Genomic DNA, 23,558 nt, shown 5'->3' with positions numbered 1-23,558 from the left:
TCAACGAGGTCGAGCAACCAGGTATCTCGCTTCGTACTCCTCGCCCGGCAACGGCTTGCTGAACAGATAGCCCTGCATCTCGTCGCAGCTCAGCACCTGCAGCAGACGCGACTGCTCATCGGTCTCTACCCCTTCTGCGACCACCTTGAGCTTGAGCGAATGGGCCAGGTGGATGATGGTGGATACGAGCGCCAGGCCTTGCGGCCCGCTCGTCATGTCGACCACGAACGAGCGGTCGATCTTCAGCGTATCCACGGGGAGCTTGGCCAGGTAGCTCAGCGATGAGTAGCCGGTGCCGAAGTCGTCGATGGCGATGCGCACGCCCATGGCGCGGATCGCCTGCAGGGTGGCAATGCTGTGCTTGACGTCTTCCATGATCAGGCTCTCGGTGATCTCGAGCTCGAGGCCGGCCGCCGCCTGCGCATCGATGCCGATGGCCTGCTCGATTTCGGCGATGAAGCCGCGATGGCGCAGCTGCAGCGGAGACACGTTGACCGCGATGCGCACTGCGGCCAAGCCGGCTGCGCGCCAGCGCAGATAGTCCTGGACAGCCTTGCGCAAGGCCCAGCGCCCGACATCGTGGATCAGCCCGGTTTCCTCCAGGACCGGGATGAACTGGCCCGGCGGCACCAGGCCGGTTCGCGGATCGTTCCAGCGGATCAGCGCCTCCGCGCTGGTGAGCTGACCGCTGCCGAGGCTCACCTTGGGCTGGTAGTGAAGAACGAACTCTTCCTTGTCGAGCGCCTGGCGCAGCTGGTTCTCCAGCGTGAGCTTGGCGGCCACCGATGCGGTCATCGCCTGCGTGTAGAACCGGTATCGATCGCCACTGGCCTTGGCCTTCTTCAGCGCCGCCTCGGCGTGCTTGAACAGCGTGTCTGCGTCGACGCCATCCTCCGGAAACAGCGCGACGCCGACCTTGGCGGCGATCCGGAACAAACCTTCGTTCAGGCGGAACGGGTGCTCGAGAAAAGCCTCCATCGTCTTCTCGAGCAGCCGCGTCACATTGCCGTCAGGCTTCACCTGCGGCAGCACCAGGGCGAACTGGTCGGGACCCACGCGCGCCGACAGGTCGGTGTCGCCCAGATTGCGCGTCATCCACTGCGCCACCTGCTTCAACAGCTCGTCGCCGGCAGGCCGGCCCAGGCTGTCGTTGATGTTCTTGAACCGCTCCAGATCGATCAGGTAGAGGCCGAGCCTGTGCCCGCCGCCGTCGGCAATGCGCATGTATTGCGCCAGCCGCTCGAGAAACAGGCTCCGGTTGGCGAGACCGGTCAGCGCATCGTAGTAGGCGAGGTAGTTGAGCTTCTTTTCCTTTTCGATGTGATCCAGCGCGAAGGAAATGTTCCCGGCCAGTTCCAGCAGCAGCCGCGTCTCTTGATCATCGAAGATGTCGGGCTCGCCTGCGAAGAGCGCGATCACCGCCTCGGGCCGGCCTGCCGGCATCAGCGGGAAATAGGCGGCAGACCGGTGTCCGCTGCTCAGCAGCTCATCGCGCAGCGGGACCTGCGTGTCGGTCGTCGCCAGGTCGTTGCAGATCACCGGCAAACACCGCCGCAATGCGCGGCTGGCAGGCCAGTCGCTGCAGGGCGTGCCATCGCGCGCCGTCAGCCGGATCTGGTCGATGAAGCCCTGTTCGACGCCATGCCAGGCGACGACCTCGCCGTCCAGCGTCTGCGGGTCGATCACGCCGACCCATGCCATCCGGAATGCACCCGCCTCGACCGCAATGCGGCAGGCCTCGCGGTAGAGCTCATCGGGGTCTCGCACCCTGACGATGAGGCCGTTGATCTGGCTGAGCACCGCATACACGCGATTCAGGCGCTTGATCCCGATCTCGGCCCGCTTGCGCTCGGTGATGTCCTGAAAGGCGCCTTGAATCCGCGTGATCGCGCCAGCCGCATTGCGTTGAGCTTCGCCGATGGCGCGCGCCCAGATGCGGCTTCGGTTGAGGGTGATCAGCTCCAGTTCGAGATCGAAGGGCGTGCCCCGTCGGGCGCAGGCCTCGAAGGCGTTGCCAATGGCCTCGCGCGATGGCGGGGTGTAGAAGCCGAGCGCCTGCTCGAGGCTCGGCAGCGTGCCGGTGGGCATCTCGTGAATGGCGCATACCTCATCCGACCAGGTGATGCGATCCGGCAGGTCCAGGGCCCAGCCGCCGAGCCGGGCGGTGCGGCCGGCGATGCGCAGCAGCGCTTCGCTCTTGCGCAGCTTTTCTTCGGCGTTCCTGCGTTCGATCGTGGCCCAGCACCGCTCGACGACTTCCTGCACGATCGCGACCTCGCCCGGCGTCCAGAAGCGCGGTGTCGTCTGGTGAACCGCCATCATCGCGCGAAGTGAACCGTTCTTGACCAGCGGGCAGACGGTGATCGCCTTGATGCCGATGGCGTTGAACATGTCCGCGCCATCGCCGGGCGGCAGCTCCACGTCCACGTTGCTGACGATCAGCGTCTGCCCGCTGTTGAGCGTGTCGACGGCGCGCGTGCCGAACAGGGAGAGCAGGTAGCGGCCCGCGGTGCTGGCGCAGCCGTCGGTGTAGTCGTCGATGATGGTGAACTGCTCGCCATTGCTCTCGACATCCGCATAGGCGCAGCGCGAGGCGCGCAGGTGCTGGCCCAGCATCCGGGACATCACGGTCATGATCTGCTCGGGATCGGCCAGCGTGCGCGTCGCCTTGGCCAGATCGTTCAGAAAGCGAAAGTGCTCTTCGCTCTCGGGCAGGGATTTCATGTCGATGGCGTGAGGCGGTCGCAAGCCGCCTCGGGTTGAAGGCAGGCGAGAGCAATAACACCCCGGGCCGGTTGCCGGTAGTCGGGCAACTTTGACAGTCGCGCTGCCGAAACTCCTACAAGGTCGAGCGCAGCGCGCTAACGTTCATCGAACGACAGCACCACCCGCTCCGTCAGCGGATGCGCCTGGCAGGTCAGCACGAAGCCGGCGGCGACCTCCTGCTTGTCGAGCGCGAAGTTGCGTTCCATGCGCACGCGGCCTTCGAGCAGCTTTGCGCGGCAGGTGCCGCAGACGCCCGAGGTGCAGGAGTAGGGCACTTCGAGCCCGGCGGCCGACGCGCAATCGAGGATGCTCGGCTGGTCGCGGCGGAACACCACCTCGCGCTGCAGCCCGTCGCGGATGATCACGACGCGCGCCTCGTCGGCATCACCCGGCGCCGCGGCATGCACCACGGCATCGACGCTGCCCATCTGCGGCGCGATGCCGAAGCGCTCGATGTGGATGCGCTCTTCGGCGACGCCGGCGGCCAGCAGCGCGGCCTCGGCCTCGTCGTTCATCGCGAACGGGCCGCAGATGTAGGCTTCGTCGATGCTCGGCGCGCGGATCAGCGTGGCCAGCAGCGCCGCCAGCTTGTCGCGGTCGAGCACGCCGTGCAGCAGCGGCGCCGCGTCGGAGTGTTCATCCGAGAAGACGTGGTGGATCGCGAATCGCGCCATGTGGCGGTTCTTCAGGTCCTCGAGCTCCTCCTTGAACATCGTCGACGCGAGGCGCCGGTTGCCGTAGACCAGCGTGAAACGGCTGCCCGGCTCGCGCGCCAGCACGGTCTTGGCGATCGACAGGATCGGCGTGATGCCGCTGCCGCCGGCGATGCCGACGTGATGCCGCCGCGACAGCGGATCCAGCGGCACGAAGAAGCGGCCCTGCGGCGCCATCACGTCGATCACGTCGCCGGCGCGCAGCGAGGCGTTGATCCAGTTCGAGAACACGCCGCCGGCGACCTTGCGCACGCCGACCCGCAATTCACCATCGTCGATGCCGGCGCAGATGGAGTACGAGCGGCGCAGTTCCTGGCCGTCGATCTGCGTGCGCAAGGTCAGGTATTGGCCCTGCGTGAAGCCGAAGACCTCGCGCAGCGCGGGCGGCACGTCGAAGGCGACCACCACCGCCTCGCTCGTGTCGGGGCGGATCGAGCGCACGCGCAGGGGGTGGAATAGCGCGGTCACAGCGGCTTGAAGTGCTCGAAGGGTTCGCGGCACGCGAGGCAGCGGTACAGCGCCTTGCAGGCGGTCGAGCCGAAGGCCGACAGGCGCTCGGTGCGTGCACTGCCGCAGCGCGGGCAGGCGAGCGCCGGGGCGCGACGGTTGGCGGCGAAGTGGATCGGCTGCTCCCCGCCCACCGGGCCCGGCGGCACGATGCCGTAGTCGCGCAGCTTGCGGCGGCCGTCTTCGCTGATCCAGTCGCTGGTCCAGGCCGGCGCGCGGCGCAGCGTCGTGCGGGCAGGCCCGAGGCCGGCTGCGCCCAGCGCCTGCAGCACGTCGGCGGCGATCGCCTCGGTGGCCGGGCAGCCGGAATAGGTCGGCGTCAGCACGACTTCGAGCGTCTCGCCGTCGTCATTGACTTCCCGCACGATGCCCAGGTCGCAGACCGACAGCGCCGGAACCTCCGGATCGGGCACGCCGGCCAGCACGCGCCAGGCGGCGTCGATGCGGGAAGCCGTCGCGGTGAGGCTCACCACGTGCCTCCGGGATACGCGCGCTGCAGATGCTGCATCTCGGCCAGCAGAAAGCCCATGTGCTCGCTGTGCCGACCGTGCTTGCCGGTGCTGCGGAAGGCGCTCGCCGCGGGCCGGCTCAAGGCCGCGGCTTGGAACAGCGGCGTGATGTCGGCGAGCCACGGTTCGCGCAGCTCGCCCCAGCTCGGGCCCAGGCCGGTCGTGCGGGCCGCCTCGTCGATGGCGTCGGCCTCGAACAGCTCGGCGGTGTAGGGCCAGAGCGCACCTAACGCCGATTCGGTGCGGCAGCGCGATTCGGGCGTCCCGTCGGCCAGGCGCAGCAGCCAGTCGGCGGCGTGCTGCTGGTGGTAGCGCGCTTCCTTCAGCGCCTTGGCGGCGATCGCAGCCAGCTCGGCATCGGTCGATTCGGTGGCCAGGCGCGCCCACATCGCCTTCAGGAAGCTCGCGACCAAGACGTTGCGCACGACAGTGAAGGCGAAGTCGCCGCGCGGCAGCTCGACCAGCGTGATGTTGCGGTAGTCGCGCTCATCGCGCAGGAAGGCGAGCTGGTCCTCGTCGTAGCGGGTCTCGCCCAGCGTGCCCGCATGCGCAAGCAGCGCGCGGGCCTGGCCGATCAGGTCGAGCGCCATGTTGGCGAGCGCGATGTCCTCCTCGAGGATCGGCCCGTGGCCGCACCATTCGCTGGTGCGCTGCGCGAGGACCAGGCAGGTGTCGGCGATGCGCAGCAGGTATTGCTGTGTCGCGTCGGGCGAAAGCGCGATCGAGGCTTGCATCACGGCCATCACAGGTGATCGACGGCCTGCGGCAGCTTGTAGAAGGTCGGGTGCCGGTAGACCTTGTCTTCCATCGGGTCGAACAGCATCTCGCGGTCGCCCGGGTCGCTGGCGATGATCTGGTCCGAGCGCACCACCCACAGGCTGACGCCTTCCTGGCGCCGTGCGTAGACGTCGCGCGCCATCTGCAGCGCCATCTTCGGGTCCGCCGCATGCAGGCTGCCGCAGTGTTTGTGGTCGAGGCCGGCCTTGCTGCGGACAAATACTTCCCACAGCGGCCATTCAGTGGTCGACGGAGCGGTGCTCATGGCGATGCTCCCGTGTGTTTCGAGGCATGCGCCATCGCCGCTTCGCGCACCCACGCGCCGTCGTCCCAGGCCTGCACGCGCGCGGCCAGGCGTTCGCGGTTGCAGGGGCCGTCGCCGGACAGCACGCGCTTGAACTCGCCCCAGTCGATGGCGCCGAAATCGTGGTGCCCGCGCGCCTCGTTCCACTTCAGCTCGGGGTCCGGCAGCGTGACGCCGAGCACCTTGGCCTGCTCGACGGTGGCGTCGATGAACTTCTGCCGCAGCTCGTCGTTGCTGATGCGCTTGATGCCCCAGCGCATCGATTGCGCCGAGTTCGGCGACTGGTCGTCGGGCGGGCCGAACATCATGATCGACGGCCACCACCAGCGGTTCACCGCGTCCTGCACCATCGCGCGCTGCGCGTCGGTGCCGTGCGTCATCATCGTCAGCAGGCTCTCGAAGCCCTGGCGCTGGTGGAAGCTCTCTTCGCGGCAGATGCGGATCATCGCCCGCGCATACGGCGCATACGAGCAGCGGCACAGCGGCACCTGGTTCATGATCGCCGCGCCGTCGACCAGCCAGCCGATCGTGCCGACATCGGCCCAGCTCAGCGTCGGGTAGTTGAAGATCGAGCTGTACTTGGCGCGGCCGGTGTGCAGCGCATCGAGCATCTCATCGCGCGAGGTGCCCAGCGTCTCGGCCGCCGCATACAGGTAAAGGCCGTGGCCGGCTTCGTCCTGCACCTTGGCCAGCAGGATCGCCTTGCGCTTGAGCGTCGGCGCGCGGCTGATCCAGTTGCCCTCGGGCAGCATGCCGACGATCTCGGAATGCGCGTGCTGGCTGATCTGCCGCACCAGCGTCTTGCGGTAGTGCTCGGGCATCCAGTCCTTGGCCTCGATGAAGTCGCCGGCGTCGATGCGGGCGTCGAAGGACTGCTGCAGCTGTGCGGTCTCCATGGCGTTCAACCTCAGGCAGTCACCGCGGGCTGGCCGCGCTGCGTGTACGAGCGGCCGCGGAACATCGCGATGCGCTCGCCGCGCTGGTTGTGGACCTCGACGTCGTAGACGCCGAGGCGGCCGGTCTTGCTCACTTCGGCGCAGCGGGCCGTCAGCACGTCGCCGAGCCGGCCCGGGGCGAGGATGTCGATCGCGAAGCCCGACGCGACGGTGCGCTCGTTGTACGAATTGCAGGCGAACGCGAAGGCCGAATCGGCCAGCGTGGCGATCAGCCCGCCGTGGCACAGCGCGTGGCCGTTGAGCATGTCCTCGCGCACCGTCATCGTCAGCGTGGCGCGGCCGGGTGCGATCTCGGTGACCTCGAAACCGAGGTGTCGGGAGGCGCGATCGCCGGCGAACATCCGGTCACGGACGAGCTCGGCGGTCTGCTGCGGGCTGCGGTCGGGCATGCGGGCTCCGGGCTGCGATACGGGGAAACGGGCGGGCGGATGAGTTCGACCGACCGTTCGGTCGATGATAGGGTGCCACCCGGACCGCTGCAAGTCGGCAATTCCGCCAAGTCGACGTGCCCAAAGAAAATCGCCACGCAGGGAAGCTGCGTGGCGAGAAGACCGGCTGCGGGATTGGGAGGGAGGGAGGTTGCAACCGGCGGACCGCAGTCTAGGGCGGGTGGGGCGTTCCCGGAGGTTTCATTTGTTGGTCACGGTGTGCGCCGTACGTCACCCGCCCGCCGGCCCGCACGATCAGTAGACGATCTCGCCGTCGGCGTCCATGGTGCCGTGCGTGGTGACGATCTGCGATGTGTCCAGGTCGCCGCTCAGCGTGCCGCCGCCCGTGGCACCGAAGAACTGGCCGGTGCCGCCGGTGATCACGAAGTGCCCGCGCAAATGGCCGCGGCGGTTCAGGGTGCCGCTGTAGGTGGCGTGCACGCGATCACCGTTGGCGGCGGTGAAGATCAGCGTGGTCGGCAGGCTCGAAAAGTTGAAAGCATTGCGCCCGGCCGGGTCGAAGGCGCCTTGCGGGTTGATGCAATCCTGTGCATTCATCGTGAAGCGGCCCAGCACGTTCGAGCGGCCGCTGCCCTGCACGGTGGAAATCGCGAAGCACGGCGGCGCGCCGGTGAAGATCACGGTCTCGGTCACGCGCGCACGCAGCGACAACGAGCGCTTCGTCGGGCCGGAGGCGGCGGTCGTGCTCTCGGCCTCCGTGGCGCTGGCGCCTGAAAGCAGCGTGGCCGCGAGGGCACCGAGGGTGAAGCGGCGCAACGCCGTGAGGGTTCGGTTCATCCGGAAAGCTCCCGTGTTTGGATTTGGGTTGGGGTGACAACAAGCGAACCGGCGACCTCTCGGGTCGCCGGTGGGCGCGGATTGAATCGTCCCGGACCCGCGCTGCCCATCCCTAGGCCCATCCCTAGGCTGTATGGCGCGCGATGTGGCTTTCGTCTCTCGACGTGCGAACGCCGCGCGGCCTAAGCTGCGCGGCGTTCGAATCCAAATCACTACGGAGCATCAGATGACGCTGACGATCAAGATGGTACGGGAATGGGTCACCTCGAATGACCTCTACAGCAGCTACTTCGATGTCGCGACCTACGTCGCTCAGGGCAAGGACATCTTCGTGCCGTCGCAGAATAAGTACCCGCACGTGCACGTCGGCAAGGACTTCATCGTCTGGTCCAAGTCGCCGACGAACCACACCGACCTGATCCGAGGCAGCATGGTCTACAAGCAGAACATCGGCAGTGCGATGGGCATGACGACCGACTTCGGCATGAACCAGATGCTGCGCTACATGAACTCGCAGGCCTGAGCGCCGGGCGCCCAGCGCCTCAGGCCAGCTTCTGCGCTTCGCGCATCCGCTCGAGCACGACCCCGCTCGGCAGCCGCAGGCTGCCGTCGCCGCGCGCATCGACACGCCCCCCGTCGGCCAGCCGGTACTCGGCCGTGCCGGTCGGCTCCCAGCGCTCCATGCCGTCGGGGATCGACTCGTCGCGCGCAAGGTGTTCGTAGCCGCGTACCTTGTAAGTCTGTCCGTCGGAGCCGCGGGCTTCGAAGGACTCCAGCCAGTGCAGGCGCTTTTCCATGTCGGTTCTCCAGTTGAGAACGGCCGCGGGCAAACTGCGTGCCGCACCCTGAAGACTGCACGGTCGCGCCGGGCATACTGGCTGCCGCACCGAGGAGCCGCCGATGTCGACCCTGGAACGAGCGATTCAGATTGCCGCCCGCGCGCACGCCGGCCAGGTCGACAAGGCGGGCCAGCCCTACATCCTTCATCCGCTGCGCGTGATGCTGGCGGTGAAGCGGCCGCCCGAACGCATCGCCGCGGTGCTGCACGACGTGGTCGAGGACACCAGCGTCACGCTCGACGAGCTGCGCAGCGAAGGCTTCCCCGAGGAGGTGCTTCAGGCCGTGCGCGCGCTGACCAAGACGAAGGGCGAGGACCGGCTCGCGGCAGCGGCGCGCGCCGCGGCGAACCCGATCGCGCGGGCCGTCAAGCTCGCCGACGTCACCGACAACATGGACTTGAGCCGCATCGCGCAGCCCACCGAAGCCGACCACGCCCGGCTGAAGATCTACGCGCAGGTGCGCGCGCTGCTGCTGGCCGAGCAGAACGGGGTGTGACCCAGTACCCACGCGGCATCCCTCTCGCGGGGGCCCCCTTCAGGGCGATGGCGCCGGCCCGCCGTGCGCGGCACAGTGCCGTCCGGGGGCCGAGGCGATGCCGGGCAACGAAGGAGGAGGAAGCGGGAGTTCTTGCCCGCCGCGCTTCGGCCACCCACCCACCGGCAGGGCTTTCCGGCCGCTCACGCCTTCTCACAGTGGGGCCGGCGCGATCGACGTAAAAGCCCGCGTATGGTCAGCCCCCAGCTCACTTCGTTCGCGGCCCCCGAGGGGCGCTCAGTGTCCTTCGGGCGGCCGGGCGGACACTGATGGAGCACGTCGACACCGACCAGCTGCACATCGGCTTCGAGCGTTATGGCGAGCCAGGCCGGGAGCCGCCGCTGATCCTGCTGCATGGCTTTCCGGACGACGCCAGCGCCTGGCGCGGCGTCGGCCCGATCCTGGCCACCGCCGGCCGCCACGCGCTGGCGCCGCACGTGCGCGGCTGCGGATCCACGCGCTTCCATTCGGCCGACACGCCGCGCAGCGGCCAGCCCGCGGCGAGGGCACGCGACCTGCTCGCGCTGCTCGATGCGCTGCGCCTCGACCGCGTCGTGCTGGTCGGGCAGGACTGGGGCGCCGCGACCGCGCAGGCACTGGCGATCCTGCACCCCGAGCGGGTCGAGCGCATGGTGCTGCTGAACGGGCACGGGCTGCTGAACGCTGCCGTGTTCGCGCAGGGCAAGCGGCCCTCGTGGGCGACGCTGCATGCCGGCTGGACCCAGTGGTTGTTCCAGACGCCGCTGGCGCAGGCGCTGATCGATGCCGACCGCGCGTGCTTTGCGCGTTATCTGTGGGAGCAGTGGTCGCCGGGCTGGCGCTTCGCCGAGGCGGAGTTTGCGTCGCTGGCGCTGTCGCTCGGCAATTCGGACTGGACCGCGGTCGTGCTGTCGGCCTATCGATCCTTCGATCAGGACCCGTCCGCCGATCCGCGCGACGCCGCGGCGAGCCACCGGCTGGCACAGGACCCCCGCATCACATCGCCGACCTTGAACCTGCAGGGCGCGCGCGACGCGGTCGACCTGTTCGTCGACACGCAGCTCGGGCAGGAGGCGTTCTACACCGGCGGCTTCCGCCGCGTCGTGCTCGACGAATGCGGGCACTTCCTGCAGCGCGAGCGGCCGGACGCGGTGGCCAAGCAGGTGCTGGCGTTCCTGGCGGAGCGCTGAACACCGAGGTCACGCGCGCTGCTGCCGCGTGGCGAGCCAGGCGATGGCCGACAGCGCGCCGAGGCCGATGTTCCCGGCGACCGGGTTGAATGCGGCCACCAGGTAAGCGGGCGCGAAGACCACGACGAAGGCCAGCAGGCCGGCCAGGGCCAGCATGCTCAGCAGGTGCGGCCAGGCCTGGCGGGGCAGCGCAAGGATGCACAGGCCGAGCAGGATTTCCAGCAGGCCGGCGGTCGATGTGGCGATGGCCTGCAGCGACGCCGGTATGCCCGCTGCATTCATCATCGCGACTTCGTCGGCATGCGGGCCGAGGATCTTCGGCACCAGGCCCTGGTAGATCCAGATCGCTGCGGAGCTGGTGCGGGCGATGCCGAGTGCGGTGTTCATGCGTGCGAACCATTGTGCGTCGCTCCAGGCGGCATCACCGATCGACCATCGCCGCCAGTTTCTTCGGTGCCAGCACGCCGTAGCTGTCGATCAGCAATTGCTCGACCTCGTCCCAGTCGATCCGCTCGTCGACCACCCGTCCGGCGATGTTAGGGAACCACACGGGGCGGAAGTACGGGTCATGATGAAAGCCTGCTGCATCGAGCTTGCCGCGTGGCAGCCGGAAGGTCAGCACGCAGGCCGGACCGGCGCGGCCGGCGGCGCGGGCGTAGGCGGCCGGCTCGCCGCCGTCGATCATCAGCACGTGGGCGAAGTTCTTCTTGCGCACCGACCAGCGGATGCCGGTCCACGCCGACTCTTCGACCACCTCCGGCAGCGCCAGGCAGATCGCGCGCAGCTTGGCCAGCACCTCGTGCGGGACCGCGGGCAGCGTGTGGGTGGTCATCTGAAAGACGCGTGGATGCGAGGGAGAGTCTGTTCGGGAACCATGGCGCCGACGATAGCCGCGTGCTGGCCGCGCCGTCTTGGAAGAACCCGAAACAGAGCGGCGCGAGACGCCTATCGCCGCGTCGCCTGCTGGTACTGCGTCGGTGTCAGCCCGACATGCTTGCGGAAGCTGCGCGTGAACGCGCTGTGGTCCGCAAAGCCCGAGGCCTGCGCGATCGCCGCGACCGATTCGCCGCCGGCTTCGAGCGCACGCATCGCCGCTTCCAGCCGCACCGAGATCAGCCAGCGCTTCGGCGTGATCTGCATCACCCGCGCGAACTGGCGCTCGAACTGCGCCACCGACAGGTGAGCCATCGCCGCCAAGTCGCCGATGCGGATCTCGCTCGCGAACGTGGCCTGCACATGCTCGATCACGCGCTGCAGGCGGCCGATCACGTGCGCGCTCTGCGCCGACAGCGGCAGGTCGCGCGAGATGCCGATCACGCCGACGGTGCGGCCGGCGCGCTGCAGCGGCAGCTTGCGCGTCAGGCACCATCCGTGCGCATGGTTCGGGAACAGGTGGCGCTCCAGCTCGTCGAGCAGCGGCCGGCCCGAGGCGATGACGGCCAGGTCCTGCGCGTGGTAACTCGCGCCCAGCGGCTCGGGAAACAGCTCGCGCGGCGTGCGGCCGAGCAGCGCCGACTCGTCGGCCAGCCCCAGCCGCTGCAGCAGCGTGCGGTTGGCACCGGTGTAGCGGCCGAGGCGATCCTTGGCGAAGAACACGACGTCCGGGCAGGCGTCGAACAGGGTGCGGGCTTCGTCCAGGCTCAGCATCGGCTCATTGTGCAGATTTCGGCATCCCCTTCGCGGCTTCGGTGCAAGACGCGGGGACGCTCTGCGCTCGAAGATGCGGCGCATGCATCGCATCTCGTTCATCGATTCGCACACCGGCGGCGAGCCCACGCGCGTGGTGCTCGACGGCCTGCCGCCGCTGGACCCGACGACCCGCCTGGCCGAGCGGCGCGACCGGCTGGTGCGCGAGCACGATGCCTGGCGCCGCGCGGTGGTCTGCGAGCCGCGCGGCTCGGACGTGCTGGTCGGCGCGCTGCTCGCGCCGCCCGTCGAGCCGGGCTCGGCGGCCTCGGTGATCTTCTTCAACAACGTCGGCGTGCTCGGCATGTGCGGGCACGGCGCGATCGGCGTGATCACGACTTTGCAGCACCTCGGCCGCATTCAGCCCGGCCTGCACGTGCTCGACACGCCGGTCGGCAGCGTGCGCTGCCAGCTGCACGATGACGGCCGCGTGACTGTGCAGAACGTGCCCTCGTACCGCTGGCGCGCGAAGCTGATCGTCGCGGTGCCCGGCATCGGCGAGGTGACGGGCGACGTCGCCTGGGGCGGCAACTGGTTCTTCCTCGCCGACTGGCGCGCGACGCCGATCGGCGTGCCGCAGATCGAGCTGCTGACCGACGCCGCATGGCGCATCCGCTGCGCACTCGCGGCGCAGCGCATCAGCGGCCGCGACGGTGCCGAGATCGACCACATCGAGCTGTTCGCGCCGAGCGAGCAGGCCGACAGCCGCAGCTTCGTGCTGTGCCCCGGCAAGGCCTACGACCGTTCGCCCTGCGGCACCGGCACCAGTGCCAAGCTGGCCTGCCTGGCGGCCGACGGGAAGCTCGCGCCGGGCGCGCTGTGGCGACAGCAGAGCGTGGTCGGCAGCGTTTTCGAGGCGCGTTATCGCTGGGCCGACGCGGATGCCGATCCGCAGGCCGATCGGGCCGTGCTGCCCGAGATCACCGGCCGCGCCCATGTCAACGCCGAGGGCCAGCTGCTGCTCGACGACGCCGATCCGTTCTGCTGGGGCATCCAGTGACGGCGGACGTGCTGGTGATCGGCGCCGGCATCGTCGGCGCGTTCATCGCCGCGGCGCTGGCCCAGCAGGGGCAGCGCGTGCACGTGCTGAGCGCGCTGTCGCCCGGCGACGGCGCGACCGCCGCCGGCATGGGCCACCTGGTGGTGCTGGACGACGATCCGGCCGAGCTCGCGCTGAGCCGCTGGTCGCTCGCGCTGTGGCGGCAGAGCGGGCACTTGGCAAGCGGCGAGTACCGGGATTGCGGCACGCTGTGGCTGGCAACCGAGGACCACGAGTTGCCCGCGCTGCGCGCCAAGCAGCAGCGGCTGCAGCAGGCCGGCATCGGCTGCGAATGGCTCGACGAGCGCACGCTCGCCATCGCCGAGCCGGTGCTGCGGCGCGGCCTGGCCGCCGGCCTGCGGGTGGCCGGCGATGGCGTGATCTATGCACCGCGCGTGGCGAGGTCTCTTCTAGGCGACGAAGGACGCGGCCGCATCGCCTGGGCCGCCGGCGCCACGGTGCAGCGCGTGCTGCCGTGTGGCGTGCAACTCGCCGACGGCCGCCGCATCGGTGCCGACGCGATCGTGATCGCCGCCGGGCTCGACAGCGCACGCCTGCTGCCGGAGCTGCGCTTCGTGCCGCGCAAGGGGCATCTGGCGATCACCGACCGCTGCGCGCTGCCGTTGCGGCACCAGGTGGTGGAGGTCGGCTACGGTGCCAGCGCGCACGGCAGCGCCGACTCGATCGCCTTCAACCTGCAGCCGCGGCCGACCGGGCAGCTGTTGATCGGCTCGTGCCGGCAGGTCGGGCGCGATGACCGGGCGATCGACGCTGCGGTGTTCGGACGCATGGTGGGGCGCTCGATTCACTTCGTGCCGGGCCTGGCCGACGTGCCGGTGCTGCGCGCGTGGACCGGCGTGCGCCCGGGCAGCGCCGACGGGCGGCCGTGCATCGGGCGCTGGCCGCTTCTGCCGGGCGTCTGGGTCGCCGCCGGGCACGAGGGCCTGGGCATCACGACGGCGCCGGCGACGGCGCAGTTGCTCGTCGCGCAGATGCTCGGCCGCGACTGCCCGATCGACGCCGCGCCCTTCGATCCGGCGCGCATGCTGCTGGCGGTCGAGGAGGGCGTGTGAGCGCATCGCTAACGCTGATGATCGATGGCCAGGCTTGCGAGGCGCCGCCGGGGTCGAACGTCGCTGCGCTGCTGTGGTCGCTCGGCCGGCCGGCGCGGCGCAGCCTGCGCGGCGAGGTGCGGCTGCCGTGGTGCGGCATGGGCGTCTGCGGTGAATGTCGCGTGACCATCGACGGCCGCGACGGCGTGCTCGCGTGCCTGACGCCGTGCCGTGCCGGGCTGCGCGTGCAGACGCAGCGGGGTGGTCGGCGATGAAGGTGCTGGTGATCGGCGCCGGACCGGCCGGCCTGAACGCCGCCTGCGCGGCCGCCGCGTCGGGCGCGCACGTCACGCTGCTCGACCAGATGCCCGCGTCCGGTGGCCGGCTGTGGGCCGGCAGCACGCCGCTGGCGGTGCGCGACGCACTGCTCGCACGGGCCGACCGGCTGGGCGTGCAGCGGCTGCATGCGGCGCGTGTGATCGCCGCCGACGGGCCGGCGCTGCTGGTCGAGCCCGCGGGCGCGCCGGCGCGCTGGCTCGCGGCGCAGCGCCTGGTGCTGGCCACCGGCGCGCGCGAGCGCCAGCTGCCGTTTCCCGGGTGGACGCTGCCCGGCGTGGTCGCCGCCGGCGGGCTGCAGCTGATGCTGAAGGCCGGGCTGTCGCTGCGTGGGCGCCGCGTCGTGATCGCCGGCACCGGACCGCTGCTGCTGGCCGCGGCCGACAGCGCCCGCGCCGCCGGCGCGCAGGTGATGCTGATCGCCGAACAGGCGCCGCGGAAGCGCGTGCTGCGCTTCGCGGCCGGGCTGCATCGCCACCCCGATCGGCTGCTGCAGGCGCTGCGGCTTCGCCTCGCGCTGCGGCGCACGCCCTACCGCTGCGGCTGGCGCCTCGTCGCCGCCGATGCCGCCGGCGGCGTGCTGGGTGGCGTTCGCCTGGCCGATGCCCGCGGCACGCAGCACACGATCGCCTGCGACCTGCTCGCGATCAGCCACGGCCTGCTGCCCGAGCTGCCGCTGCCCACGCTGCTCGGCTGCGCGCGCGGCCCCCGGGGCGTGCTGACCGACACGCTGTGCGCGACCTCGCAGCCCGGCATCTTCGCCGCCGGCGAAAGCACTGGCATCGGCGGTGTCGCCAAGGCCTGCCTCGAAGGCCGCATCGCCGGCTTCGCGGCCGCCGGCCGTGAATCCGAAGCCCGCGCGCTCGGCCCGGCGCTGCAGCGCGAGCGGGCTTTCGCCGAGGCCTTGCACCAGGCTTTCGAGCCGCGCCGCGAGGAGTCGCCGCGTCCCGATGACCGGACGCTGCTCTGCCGCTGCGAAGACGTGCGCTGGGCCGACGTCGCGCGCTGCGCCGACTGGCGCGAAGCCCGGCTGCAGACGCGCTGCGGCATGGGCCACTGCCAGGGCCGGCTGTGCGCTGCCGCCGCGGCGCTGCTGAAGGGCTGGTCGGTCGACGACGTGCGGCCGCCGTTCATGCCGGCGCGCGCTGCGACGCTGGCGCTTTTGCCTGTTATCAACCCCCAGGAGACCCCATGACCGAATTGGCCTTCATGGACGGCGTGATGCCGGCCATCACGACGCCGTTCACCGCGCAGGACACGATCGACCGCGACTTCCTCGACCACCACGCGCGCACGTTGACGGCCGCCGGCTGCAGCGCGATCGTCGCGCTCGGCTCGCTCGGCGAAGTGGCGACCCTGAGCGCCGACGAGCGCCGCAGCGTGCTGCAGACGCTGCTGCACGCCACGCCGGGCCCGCGCCGCGTCATTGCCGGCATCGCGGCGCTCGGCACCGCCGACGCCGTCGCGCAGGCCCGCCAGGCCGAGCAGCTGGGTTGCGCGGGGCTGATGGTGCTGCCGCCCTACGTCTACTCGACCGATGCGCGCGAGATGCAGGCGCATGTCGAGGCGGTGATCGCAGCGACGGCGCTGCCCTGCATCCTCTACAACAACCCGATCGCCTACCGCACCGACTTCACGCCCGAGCAGGTGGCCGCGTTGTGCGAACGGCAAACGAACCTGGTGGCGATCAAGGAGTCGAGTGCCGACGTGCGCCGGGTCAGCGCGATCCGCGCCTTGCTCGGCGAGCGGCTGAAGCTGCTGATGGGCGTGGACGACCTGATCGTCGAGGGCATCGGCGTCGGCGTCAGCGGCTGGATCGCCGGTCTCGTCAACGCGCTGCCGCACGAATCGGTGCGCCTGTTCGAGCTGGCGCGCGCCGGCCGCGTCGACGAGGCGCGGCGCCTCTACGAGTGGTTCCTGCCGCTGCTGCGGCTGGACACCGTGCCGAAGTTCGTGCAGCTGATCAAGCTGACGCAGCAGATGGTCGGGCTGGGCAGTGCGCGGGTGCGGGCGCCCCGGCTGGCGCTCGAGGGTGACGAGTTGCGGCGGGCCGAAGCGGTGATCCGGCGCGCGCTCGAGACGCGGCCGGCGCTCGACTGATCAGCGCCCAGGCTGCTTAAGCGAGCGCCAGCGGGTTGACGCGCCGATGCGGCGCTTCGGCCAGGTCGCGGCGGTGCCAGCCTTCGCCGCGGCGGATCGGGTACTCGGCGGCATACCAGCCGTCGGCCGAGACAATCTCGAGGTACAGCACCGGGGCACCTTCGCCCTCGTGGCGCTCGCAGACGTAGGCGAACAGCGCTTCGGGCCGCTGTTCGGCGAACAGCTGGTCGAAGAGGGCGCGGCGGCGCGCGGGATTGCGGATCGACGCCGGATCCTTGATGCCGCGCGAGGGCAGCGGGATCCAGTCAGTGGCCAGCAGCTCACCCGGGATGCAGACGTCCATCTCGACCGAATAGACCTGGCCGTCGGTCTGCATGCCGCGCCGGATGTAGCTGCGCAGCGGCGTGAAGAACTCGCGGAACGCTGCATTGATGTCCGACGCTTCCATGTACCGGTGCTTGCGCCCGCCGCGGTGATCGTCCGGCGGCAGGCCGCTGGAAAGTTGCCGTAAGTCCATGGCTCACGAGCATGCCCCAGCCGACCCCGCCGGAAATTGTGACGACCGTGATTGATTTCGCCGGATTTGCGCGTTCGACGGTGGAAACGGTCGGATTCAACGGGTCGCGATCACCTCGAGGATGCGCTTGGCGATCTCGGGCACCGGCGCGCCCTTGGAGACGCCGGGCCGGCCGCCGAGCGTGCCATCGAGCGCCTTGACCTCGGCGGCCGAGACCATCGCCGTCAGGTACAGCACCGGGATGTGGCTCGTCAGCGGGTCCTGGCTCAGGCGGAAGCAGACTTCGCCGCCATCGAGCCCGGGCATGTCGATGTCGCAGACCACCGCGTCGGGCTGGTGCAGGCGCACCAGGGCCTGTACCTCTCGCGGGTCGTTGGTCACGCGGACCTCGAACAGCTCGTCGAGCTTCAGCTCGAGCAGCTCGGTGACGGCGGGGTCGTCGTCGACGATCAGGATGCGGGGCTTGTCGGACATCGGCGGTTACCTCTTGATGCGCGATTGTGGTCGGCGCTAGGAGGGCGGCTGGGTCGTCGTCGCGGCCGGCTGCGTGCGTGATTGCACGCCGTCCAGGTGTGCGCGCAGTGCGGCGAGCGCCGCCTGCAGCGCGGCAGCGCTGCCGGTGCCCCGTTCGAGCGCGCGGCACTGCCCGGCGGCCCAGTGCAGTCCGTAGAGCGCGAAGCTGCCGGCCAGCCGGTGGGCGAGGCGCCGCGCGGCGTCGGCATCGCCGGCGCCGGCCGCCGCCTCCAGCTCGGCCAGCAGCGCGCGCCGCGATTCCAGGAAGGCCGGCATGCGGTCGACCAGGTCGGGGTCGATGACGACGGCGGCAGCGTCGGTGTCCGGCGCGCCCGCCAGCGGCGGCTGCGGCGAGCGGCCGGCGGCCCACAGCACGGTCTGCAGCAGCAGCTCCTTGGACACCGGCTTGCACAGGTAGTGGTCGCAGCCGGCGTCGAGCGCGCGCCGGCGCGTCGCGTCGTCGTCGTGCGACGACAGCATCACGATCGGACACGGCGGCAGCGCGCCCTCGCGCTGCAGCTCGCGCAGCCGGCGCGTCGCGTCGAGCCCGTTCAGCACCGGCATGTCGAGGTCGATCAGCACCAGGTCGGGCCGGCACTGCAGCGCCTGCTCGATCGCGGCGCGGCCGTTGACCGCGGTGAAGACCGCCAGCGGCGGGTTCGGCAGGTAGCGCCGCATCACCAGCAGGTTGAATTCGTCGTCGTCGACGGCCAGCACGCGCCGCGCCGGCAACGGCTCGGCCGGCACCTCGGCCGGCCGCAGCTCGCCGGCGCGGCGTTGCTGCAGCGCCTGCGCTTGGCGCGCGCTGGCCTTCTTCAGCGTCAGCTCGAGCGTCGTGCCGTCGGCCTCCGAGCTGCGCATCACCAGCGCGCCGCCCTGGATGCGCGCCATCAGCCAGGCCGAGTAGGTGCCCAGGCCCGTGCCGTCGGACTTGCCGGCGGTCGAGTACTTGTCGAAGAAGGATTCGCGCACGGCCGCCGGCACGGCGCCGCGGTTGTGCAGCGTCAGCCGCAACGGGTCGCTGCGGTGCAGGTCGATGCTGATCGCGCTGGCCTCAGGCGCCGCCTCGATCGCGTTCTTCGTCAGGTTGGCGAGGATCGAATAACACAGCAGATCCTCGGCCCAGGCGTGCACCGCATCGGCTTCGCGCGCCGCCACGCCGTCGATGCGCACGACCAGCTGCAGCCGCTTGGTCTCGGCGTGCGCACGCACGTCGGCCAGCACGCTGCGCAGCACCTCGAGCAGGTCGATCGGCTGCGGGCGGAACGCGTAGCTGCCCTGCTCCATGCGGAACAGGTCGAGCGACAGGTTCACCAGGCTCAGGATGCGCAGGCCCGCACGCTCGACGATGCCCAGCAGCTCCTCGTCGTCGGCGCTGAAGGCCCCGCGCTCGCGCAGCAGCCGCGGCACCGCGATGATCGTATTCAGCGGCGTCTTCAGGTCGTGGCGGCCGATGCGCTCCATGTCCTCGCGCGCTTCGTCCTGCCGGCGCCGCTCGGTGATGTCGATGATCGCGGCGATCCAGCGCAGCACGAAGCCGCGCGCATCGCGCACCGCCATGCCGCTGACCTGCACCCACACGTGGCTGCCGTCGGCGCGCAGCAGCCGGTACTCCTCCGGCGCGTAGTACTCGCCGTGCGGGCCCTCCGGCCCCTGGCCGCGGATGAAGGCGACCCAGCGCCGCGTCACGCGCTCGCGGTCGTCGGGATGGATCAGCACCTTGAAGTAGTCGGGCCAGTCGCGCGTATCGGCGTCGGGCGCGCAGCCACGGATCTCGCGCAGCCGCGGCGAGTAGTAGGTCTCGTGCGTGCGGCCGTCCCAGTCGACGATGCCCACGCGTGCGCCGCGCACGACGAGGTCGAGCCGGCGCTGCTCCGTGCGCGTCAGCTCGATCTGCGCGCGCAGCGCTTCCTCCTGCTCGCGAAAGCGCGTGACGTCGAGGTAGGAGGTGATGAAGCGCAGCGTGCGGCCGCTGTCGTCGACCTGCGAGATGCCCTCGGCATGGATCCACACCGGGCTGCCGTCGCGGCGCAGCAGCCGGTACGACATCGGCTCGCCCGGCTCCTGCTCGCCGCCGCTCGGCTTGCGCCTGATCATCTGGCGGAACTGCTCGCGCGCCCGCTCGCGATCGTCGGGATGCATCATCTCGAAGATGCTCGGCCACTGCGTGGTGTCGTGGTCGGCCGGGTAGCCGAGCATCTCCTTGAAGCGATCGGTGTAGGTGACGACATCGGTCACCGCGTCCCAGTCGCCGAAGCCGGCCTTGGTCGAGCGCACCAGCAGGCGCAGCCGGTCGCGCTCGAACGCCAGGTCGTGTTCGGCGGCACGGCTGGCGTGCTCCAGCAGGTTGCCGCGGTGGCGCTGCTCGAGCGCGCGTTGTTCCTCCGCGGTCAGGGCTCGCGCCAGCCGCTGCAGCATCGCCGCCGCCGCCGCGAGCACGAAAGCCAGCAGCCCGAACGGCGCGCGCTGCCACTCGAAGCGCTCGGCGAACTGCAGGCTGTCGGGCAGCAGCAGCGCGACATGCGTCAGCAGGCCCGCCAGGAACACCGCGGCACCGGGGCGGCGCTGCTCGACCGCCAGCGTCAGCCGCGCGAGCAGCCAGCCGATGCTGGCCAGCGTCAGCAGCTGCAGCCCGGCCATCGATGCCGTGACCACGGGCATCGGCAGCAGCAGCACGATGGCCAGCGGCAGCGCGCCGGCCGCGAGCAGCCAGCGCGTCGGGCGGATGCCAAGCTCCTGCGGGAACAGTGCGCGCAGGAACAGCAGCAGCAGCGGCGTCGCCAGGTGCCAGGCCGCGTACTCCAGCCGCAGGTGCGCCTGCATCGACAGCTGCAGTCCCAGGCGCTCGAGCAGCCGCTCGTTGGCCAGGCCGGTGTAGACGGCGGCGCAGCCGCAGAACAGCGCAAACCACAGACCGCTCGATTCGCGGCGACGCACACCGTAGAACGCCAGCGCCAGCACGCCCAGCAGGCCCAAGCAGCCCATCAGCGCGAAATCGATCGCCAGGTGGCGCCCGCGCTGCAGCGCCAGCACGCTCTCCTCGCCGAGCAGCGGTGCATGCACCATGCCGCCTTGCGCGTGCTCGAAGTTCGACACGTGCGCGACGATGTGCAGCGGGCAGCTGGCCGAGCTCAGCGGCACCAGGCGGGTGCCGAGCTGCGCACGCTCCTGCGCGGCGCTGTCGGCGGGCAGCCCTTGTTGATGCAGTGTGCTGCCGTTGACGAGCCAGCGCGACGCGCTGTGCTGCGCCGGCACCAGCAGCGCGAGGCCGGTGGTCCGCAGGCACTGCACCGTCAGCGCGTAGCTGCCCCACAGCGCGGCGGCGCCGGCCTGCTGATTCCACGGCCGCGGCACGTCGATCGTCGCAGCGCCGGTGCCCGGGTCCGCCGCGGTCGCGAAGTGCCGCGGCTGCCAGCGCCACTGGCCGCCGAGCATCAGCGCCTCCTGGGCGGCAAAGTCGCGGTGGCTCACATCGATCTGCCCGTCGCGCGCCGCGACGGTCGGCGGGAACCGCTCCACGCTGTAGACGAGCACAGCCACGGCCGCGATGGCCGACAGCATCAGCAACACCAAAAAGCGCAGGAGGAGGGGACGCATGGACGAGGGTCGCCGCATTGTGGCGGCTTGCATTCGGCTGCCGGCGAACGGCCCGGACACGGGCGCAACGCGGCGGGCGGTTAGAGTCGGCCGCCTCTTCGCCCCAGCATCCACCGACCCTGCCATGCGTGACTCGACCGAGGCACCGCGCCGTGCCGCGCCGCCCCACCTGCCGGACCCGCGCCATGCCAGCCGCGTGCCGGCGCACATCACGCCCGAGCAGCTGGAGCGGGTGCGCCAGGCCGGCTACGTGCTGCCGCAGGTCGTCAAGCCGGCCGACTACCTGCCCGAGCACCACGCCGGCTTCGAGGTGCACCTCGACCAGCTCGGCTTCGTGCTGCTGCAGAAGGCCGCCGGCACGCGGGCCAGCCGCTGGATCGAGCCGCGGCTGATCGACGCGGCGCTGGCGCACCTCGACGCCGTGGGCACCGGCCCGCCGGCGCGGCACCTGATGGTGGAGCGCCAATCGGCGCTGGAGCACCTGGGCATCACCCGCCACGCCGGCGAATTCACGCGCGCCGTGCAGCACACGCTGGCGCTGCCGGTGCCGGAGGCCGCGCCGTGGCCCGTCCTGCTGCCGTGGCGCCTGCCGGTGCCGGCCGATCCGATCTGGGACTTCTACCGCCGCGGCGACAAGGCCGCATTGCTGGCCGCGCTGGGCCCGGTGCCGCCGCATCCGCACGCAGCCGAGATCGCGGAGCACCTGGCGGGCCTGGTCGCACGCAGCCATGCCTGGGCGCCGCAGCACCTCGATTCGCTTCTGCCGCGGCTGCAGGCCGAGTGCGCCACGCCGCAGGGCCTGGCGGAGCTGAAGGCCGCCTGCATCCGCGCGCAGGACCGCTGGGAGCACCGCGTCAACGAGCTCGACGCGCTGGCCGGGCTGAACGACGAGCTGGCGTTCGAGGGCTACCCGGACAGCTTCGAGAAGGCGCGCGCGCTGCAGCGCAGCGTCACGCTCTACGTCGGCCCGCCCAACAGCGGAAAGACGCATGCGGCGTTCGAGCGGCTGGCGCAGGCCCATGACGGCGCCTACCTCGCGCCGCTGCGCCTGCTGGCGCTGGAAGGGCGCGACCGGCTGGTCGCCCGCGGCGTGCCGTGCTCGCTGCTGACCGGCGAGGAGAACGTGCCGGCGCCCGGCGCGCGCGCCGTGTCGAGCACGATCGAGATGGTCAATACGAGCCGGCCGATCGACGTCGCGGTGATCGACGAGGCGCAGATGATCTTCGACGCCTCGCGCGGCTGGGCTTGGACCCAGGCCATCGTCGCGGTGCCGGCCAACGAGCTGATCATCATCTGCTCCGACTATGCGGTGGCGGCGCTGCGCAACCTGCTCGGCCTGTGCGGCGAGAGCTGCCAGGTGCGCGTGTTCGAGCGCAAGCAGCACGTCGAGCTGCTGCCGCGGCCGCTGGCGCTGAAGGCCCTGCGCCACGGCGACGCGGTGGTCGCGTTCAGCCGGCGCGACGTGCTGACGCTGCGCGACCGCATCTCCGAGGGCGGCCACCCGGTCTCGGTGATCTACGGCGCGCTGCCGCCCGAAGTGCGCCGGCGCGAGGCCGAGCGTTTTGCCAGCGGCGAGTCGCACATCCTGGTCGCCACCGATGCGATCGGCATGGGGCTGAACCTGCCGATCCGCCGCGTGGTGTTCAGTACGCTCACCAAGTTCGACGGCATCGACGACCGGTTGCTGACGGAGACCGAGGTGCACCAGATCGCCGGCCGCGCCGGCCGCTTCGGCATCCACGAGGAAGGTTTCGCCGGCGTGCTGGAGTCCGCCGAGCCGAACGCGATGCGCTCGCTGAAGGAGCTGAACCACCGCACGCCGAAGGCCCCGCGTCACTTCAAGGCGCCGGTGGCGCCGAACGGCTGGCATGTCGAGACAATCGCCTCACGCATGCACCTGACGCGCCTGCGCGAGGTGCTCGGCGTGTTCGTCGAGCGCCTGAAGCTCGATGACGCGCACTTCGCCGTCGCCGACCTCGACGACATGCTCGCGCTGGCCGAGGCACTCGACCGCAGCGCGCCGTCGCTGTCGCTGCGCGACCGCTTCACCTACGCGCAAGCGCCGGTCGATGCGCGCAGCGACACGCAGCTGCAGGAGTTCCTCGACTGGAGCGGCAGCCATGCGCTGACCGGCCGTGCCGGCCGGCCGTGGTTCCTCGACGAGGTCGACGGCCACAGCCGGCTCGACCGCATGGAGCAGGCGCTGCGCGCCTGCTCGCTGTGGCTGTGGCTGGACCTGCGCTTTCCGGGCGTCTACGGCCACGTCGACGCGGTGCATGGCTTGCGCGACGAGCTCAACGACGGCATCGAGCGCCAGCTGAAGGGCGCGCGGCCGCTGGCGCAGACGCGGCAGCGGCGCGTCGGCATGCGCCAGCGCTGGTGATCAGTGCAAGCCGGCCGGGGCGGTAAGCTCTGCG

24 protein-coding genes are annotated in these 23,558 nt (G+C 70.7%); 9 read left to right on the top strand and 15 right to left on the bottom strand.

Annotation, left to right across the window (positions count from 1 at the left end; all coding sequences use genetic code 11):
* The 8 genes from HLB44_RS10240 to HLB44_RS10205 all read right to left on the bottom strand — a co-directional run bounded on the left by HLB44_RS10240 (nucleotide 1) and on the right by HLB44_RS10205 (nucleotide 7,758).
* A complete protein-coding gene (locus tag HLB44_RS10240) occupies nucleotides 1–2,724 on the bottom strand; it encodes a sensor domain-containing phosphodiesterase (RefSeq protein ID WP_217283609.1) in 2,724 nt (907 codons plus the stop codon).
* Nucleotides 2,725–2,861: 137 nt separating this feature from the next.
* The gene (gene paaE, locus HLB44_RS10235; protein WP_173122480.1) at nucleotides 2,862–3,947 is read right to left on the bottom strand and encodes a 1,2-phenylacetyl-CoA epoxidase subunit PaaE; all 1,086 of its coding nucleotides are present in this window, start codon (nucleotides 3,945–3,947) and stop codon (nucleotides 2,862–2,864) included.
* Nucleotides 3,944–4,456: a 1,2-phenylacetyl-CoA epoxidase subunit PaaD gene (gene paaD, locus HLB44_RS10230; RefSeq protein ID WP_425500798.1), complete on the bottom strand. Its 513-nt coding sequence runs from the start codon at nucleotides 4,454–4,456 to the stop codon at nucleotides 3,944–3,946. Before paaD ends, paaE begins: the two co-directional genes overlap by 4 nt.
* Complete coding sequence (gene paaC / locus HLB44_RS10225) at nucleotides 4,453–5,229, bottom strand: 1,2-phenylacetyl-CoA epoxidase subunit PaaC (protein WP_173122478.1); 777 nt, start codon at nucleotides 5,227–5,229, stop codon at nucleotides 4,453–4,455. Before paaC ends, paaD begins: the two co-directional genes overlap by 4 nt.
* A gap of 8 nt (nucleotides 5,230–5,237) precedes the next feature.
* Entirely contained in the window at nucleotides 5,238–5,537 is a 300-nt protein-coding gene (gene paaB, locus HLB44_RS10220; protein WP_173122477.1) for a 1,2-phenylacetyl-CoA epoxidase subunit PaaB, read from the bottom strand.
* Complete coding sequence (gene paaA, locus HLB44_RS10215) at nucleotides 5,534–6,472, bottom strand: 1,2-phenylacetyl-CoA epoxidase subunit PaaA (protein WP_173122476.1); 939 nt, start codon at nucleotides 6,470–6,472, stop codon at nucleotides 5,534–5,536. The genes paaB and paaA overlap by 4 nt, the downstream gene beginning before the upstream one ends.
* Nucleotides 6,473–6,483: 11 nt before the next feature.
* Complete coding sequence (paaI, locus tag HLB44_RS10210; RefSeq protein ID WP_173122475.1) at nucleotides 6,484–6,921, bottom strand: hydroxyphenylacetyl-CoA thioesterase PaaI; 438 nt, start codon at nucleotides 6,919–6,921, stop codon at nucleotides 6,484–6,486.
* A gap of 294 nt (nucleotides 6,922–7,215) precedes the next feature.
* Nucleotides 7,216–7,758 (bottom strand): hypothetical protein, encoded by a 543-nt coding sequence (locus HLB44_RS10205; RefSeq protein WP_173122474.1) that lies wholly within the window; start codon nucleotides 7,756–7,758, stop codon nucleotides 7,216–7,218.
* A 226-nt stretch (nucleotides 7,759–7,984) separates the two neighbouring features.
* On the opposite strand from HLB44_RS10205, the gene HLB44_RS10200 reads away from it, so the two are divergent.
* Nucleotides 7,985–8,281: a hypothetical protein gene (locus HLB44_RS10200; protein WP_173122473.1), complete on the top strand. Its 297-nt coding sequence runs from the start codon at nucleotides 7,985–7,987 to the stop codon at nucleotides 8,279–8,281.
* Nucleotides 8,282–8,300: 19 nt separating this feature from the next.
* Here the strand turns inward: HLB44_RS10200 and HLB44_RS10195 are convergent, their stop codons facing one another.
* Complete coding sequence (locus HLB44_RS10195) at nucleotides 8,301–8,555, bottom strand: hypothetical protein (protein WP_173122472.1); 255 nt, start codon at nucleotides 8,553–8,555, stop codon at nucleotides 8,301–8,303.
* 103 nt (nucleotides 8,556–8,658) lie between these two features.
* Here HLB44_RS10195 and HLB44_RS10190 point away from each other — a divergent pair, with 103 nt between their 5' ends.
* Nucleotides 8,659–9,093, top strand: coding sequence for an HD domain-containing protein (locus HLB44_RS10190; protein ID WP_173122471.1), 435 nt, complete (start codon nucleotides 8,659–8,661; stop codon nucleotides 9,091–9,093).
* A 308-nt stretch (nucleotides 9,094–9,401) separates the two neighbouring features.
* Entirely contained in the window at nucleotides 9,402–10,301 is a 900-nt protein-coding gene (locus tag HLB44_RS10185) for an alpha/beta fold hydrolase (protein WP_173122470.1), read from the top strand.
* A gap of 9 nt (nucleotides 10,302–10,310) precedes the next feature.
* Here the strand turns inward: HLB44_RS10185 and HLB44_RS10180 are convergent, their stop codons facing one another.
* From HLB44_RS10180 to HLB44_RS10170, 3 genes are all read right to left on the bottom strand, one after another.
* Entirely contained in the window at nucleotides 10,311–10,688 is a 378-nt protein-coding gene (locus HLB44_RS10180; RefSeq protein WP_173122469.1) for a DoxX-like family protein, read from the bottom strand.
* Nucleotides 10,689–10,722: 34 nt separating this feature from the next.
* Nucleotides 10,723–11,133: an MmcQ/YjbR family DNA-binding protein gene (locus HLB44_RS10175; RefSeq protein WP_173122468.1), complete on the bottom strand. Its 411-nt coding sequence runs from the start codon at nucleotides 11,131–11,133 to the stop codon at nucleotides 10,723–10,725.
* Nucleotides 11,134–11,246: 113 nt separating this feature from the next.
* The gene (locus tag HLB44_RS10170) at nucleotides 11,247–11,948 is read right to left on the bottom strand and encodes an AraC family transcriptional regulator (RefSeq protein WP_173122467.1); all 702 of its coding nucleotides are present in this window, start codon (nucleotides 11,946–11,948) and stop codon (nucleotides 11,247–11,249) included.
* Nucleotides 11,949–12,030: 82 nt separating this feature from the next.
* Between HLB44_RS10170 and HLB44_RS37145 the strand changes: the two genes are divergently transcribed.
* The 5 genes from HLB44_RS37145 to HLB44_RS10145 are packed head-to-tail and all read left to right on the top strand — an operon-like array spanning nucleotide 12,031 to nucleotide 16,514.
* Nucleotides 12,031–12,987 (top strand): proline racemase family protein, encoded by a 957-nt coding sequence (locus HLB44_RS37145; protein ID WP_173122466.1) that lies wholly within the window; start codon nucleotides 12,031–12,033, stop codon nucleotides 12,985–12,987.
* Complete coding sequence (locus HLB44_RS10160) at nucleotides 12,984–14,099, top strand: FAD-dependent oxidoreductase (RefSeq protein ID WP_173122465.1); 1,116 nt, start codon at nucleotides 12,984–12,986, stop codon at nucleotides 14,097–14,099. Before HLB44_RS37145 ends, HLB44_RS10160 begins: the two co-directional genes overlap by 4 nt.
* The gene (locus tag HLB44_RS10155; RefSeq protein WP_343051279.1) at nucleotides 14,096–14,353 is read left to right on the top strand and encodes a (2Fe-2S)-binding protein; all 258 of its coding nucleotides are present in this window, start codon (nucleotides 14,096–14,098) and stop codon (nucleotides 14,351–14,353) included. Before HLB44_RS10160 ends, HLB44_RS10155 begins: the two co-directional genes overlap by 4 nt.
* Nucleotides 14,350–15,609 (top strand): FAD-dependent oxidoreductase, encoded by a 1,260-nt coding sequence (locus HLB44_RS10150; RefSeq protein WP_173122464.1) that lies wholly within the window; start codon nucleotides 14,350–14,352, stop codon nucleotides 15,607–15,609. The genes HLB44_RS10155 and HLB44_RS10150 overlap by 4 nt, the downstream gene beginning before the upstream one ends.
* Nucleotides 15,606–16,514, top strand: a complete 909-nt coding sequence (locus HLB44_RS10145; protein ID WP_173122463.1) for a dihydrodipicolinate synthase family protein — start codon at nucleotides 15,606–15,608, stop codon at nucleotides 16,512–16,514. The genes HLB44_RS10150 and HLB44_RS10145 overlap by 4 nt, the downstream gene beginning before the upstream one ends.
* 16 nt (nucleotides 16,515–16,530) lie before the next feature.
* On the opposite strand, the gene HLB44_RS10140 is transcribed toward HLB44_RS10145, so the two are convergent.
* The 3 genes from HLB44_RS10140 to HLB44_RS10130 all read right to left on the bottom strand — a co-directional run bounded on the left by HLB44_RS10140 (nucleotide 16,531) and on the right by HLB44_RS10130 (nucleotide 21,141).
* Complete coding sequence (locus HLB44_RS10140) at nucleotides 16,531–17,031, bottom strand: hypothetical protein (RefSeq protein WP_173122462.1); 501 nt, start codon at nucleotides 17,029–17,031, stop codon at nucleotides 16,531–16,533.
* 96 nt (nucleotides 17,032–17,127) lie between these two features.
* Nucleotides 17,128–17,505 carry a response regulator gene (locus HLB44_RS10135; protein WP_173122461.1) on the bottom strand — a complete coding sequence of 126 codons (378 nt, stop codon included), beginning with the start codon at nucleotides 17,503–17,505 and terminating at the stop codon, nucleotides 17,128–17,130.
* Between the two features lie 36 nt (nucleotides 17,506–17,541).
* Nucleotides 17,542–21,141 carry a hybrid sensor histidine kinase/response regulator gene (locus HLB44_RS10130; protein WP_173122460.1) on the bottom strand — a complete coding sequence of 1,200 codons (3,600 nt, stop codon included), beginning with the start codon at nucleotides 21,139–21,141 and terminating at the stop codon, nucleotides 17,542–17,544.
* 124 nt (nucleotides 21,142–21,265) lie between these two features.
* On the opposite strand from HLB44_RS10130, the gene HLB44_RS10125 reads away from it, so the two are divergent.
* Nucleotides 21,266–23,524: a helicase-related protein gene (locus HLB44_RS10125; protein WP_173122459.1), complete on the top strand. Its 2,259-nt coding sequence runs from the start codon at nucleotides 21,266–21,268 to the stop codon at nucleotides 23,522–23,524.
* The last annotated feature ends 34 nt before the right edge of the window (nucleotides 23,525–23,558 follow it).

The sequence above is a fragment of the Pseudaquabacterium terrae genome (assembly GCF_013266755.1).
In the GTDB taxonomy this organism is placed as follows: Bacteria; Pseudomonadota; Gammaproteobacteria; order Burkholderiales; family Burkholderiaceae_C; genus Pseudaquabacterium; species Pseudaquabacterium terrae.
This window is presented reverse-complemented; position numbering and strand designations above follow the sequence as displayed.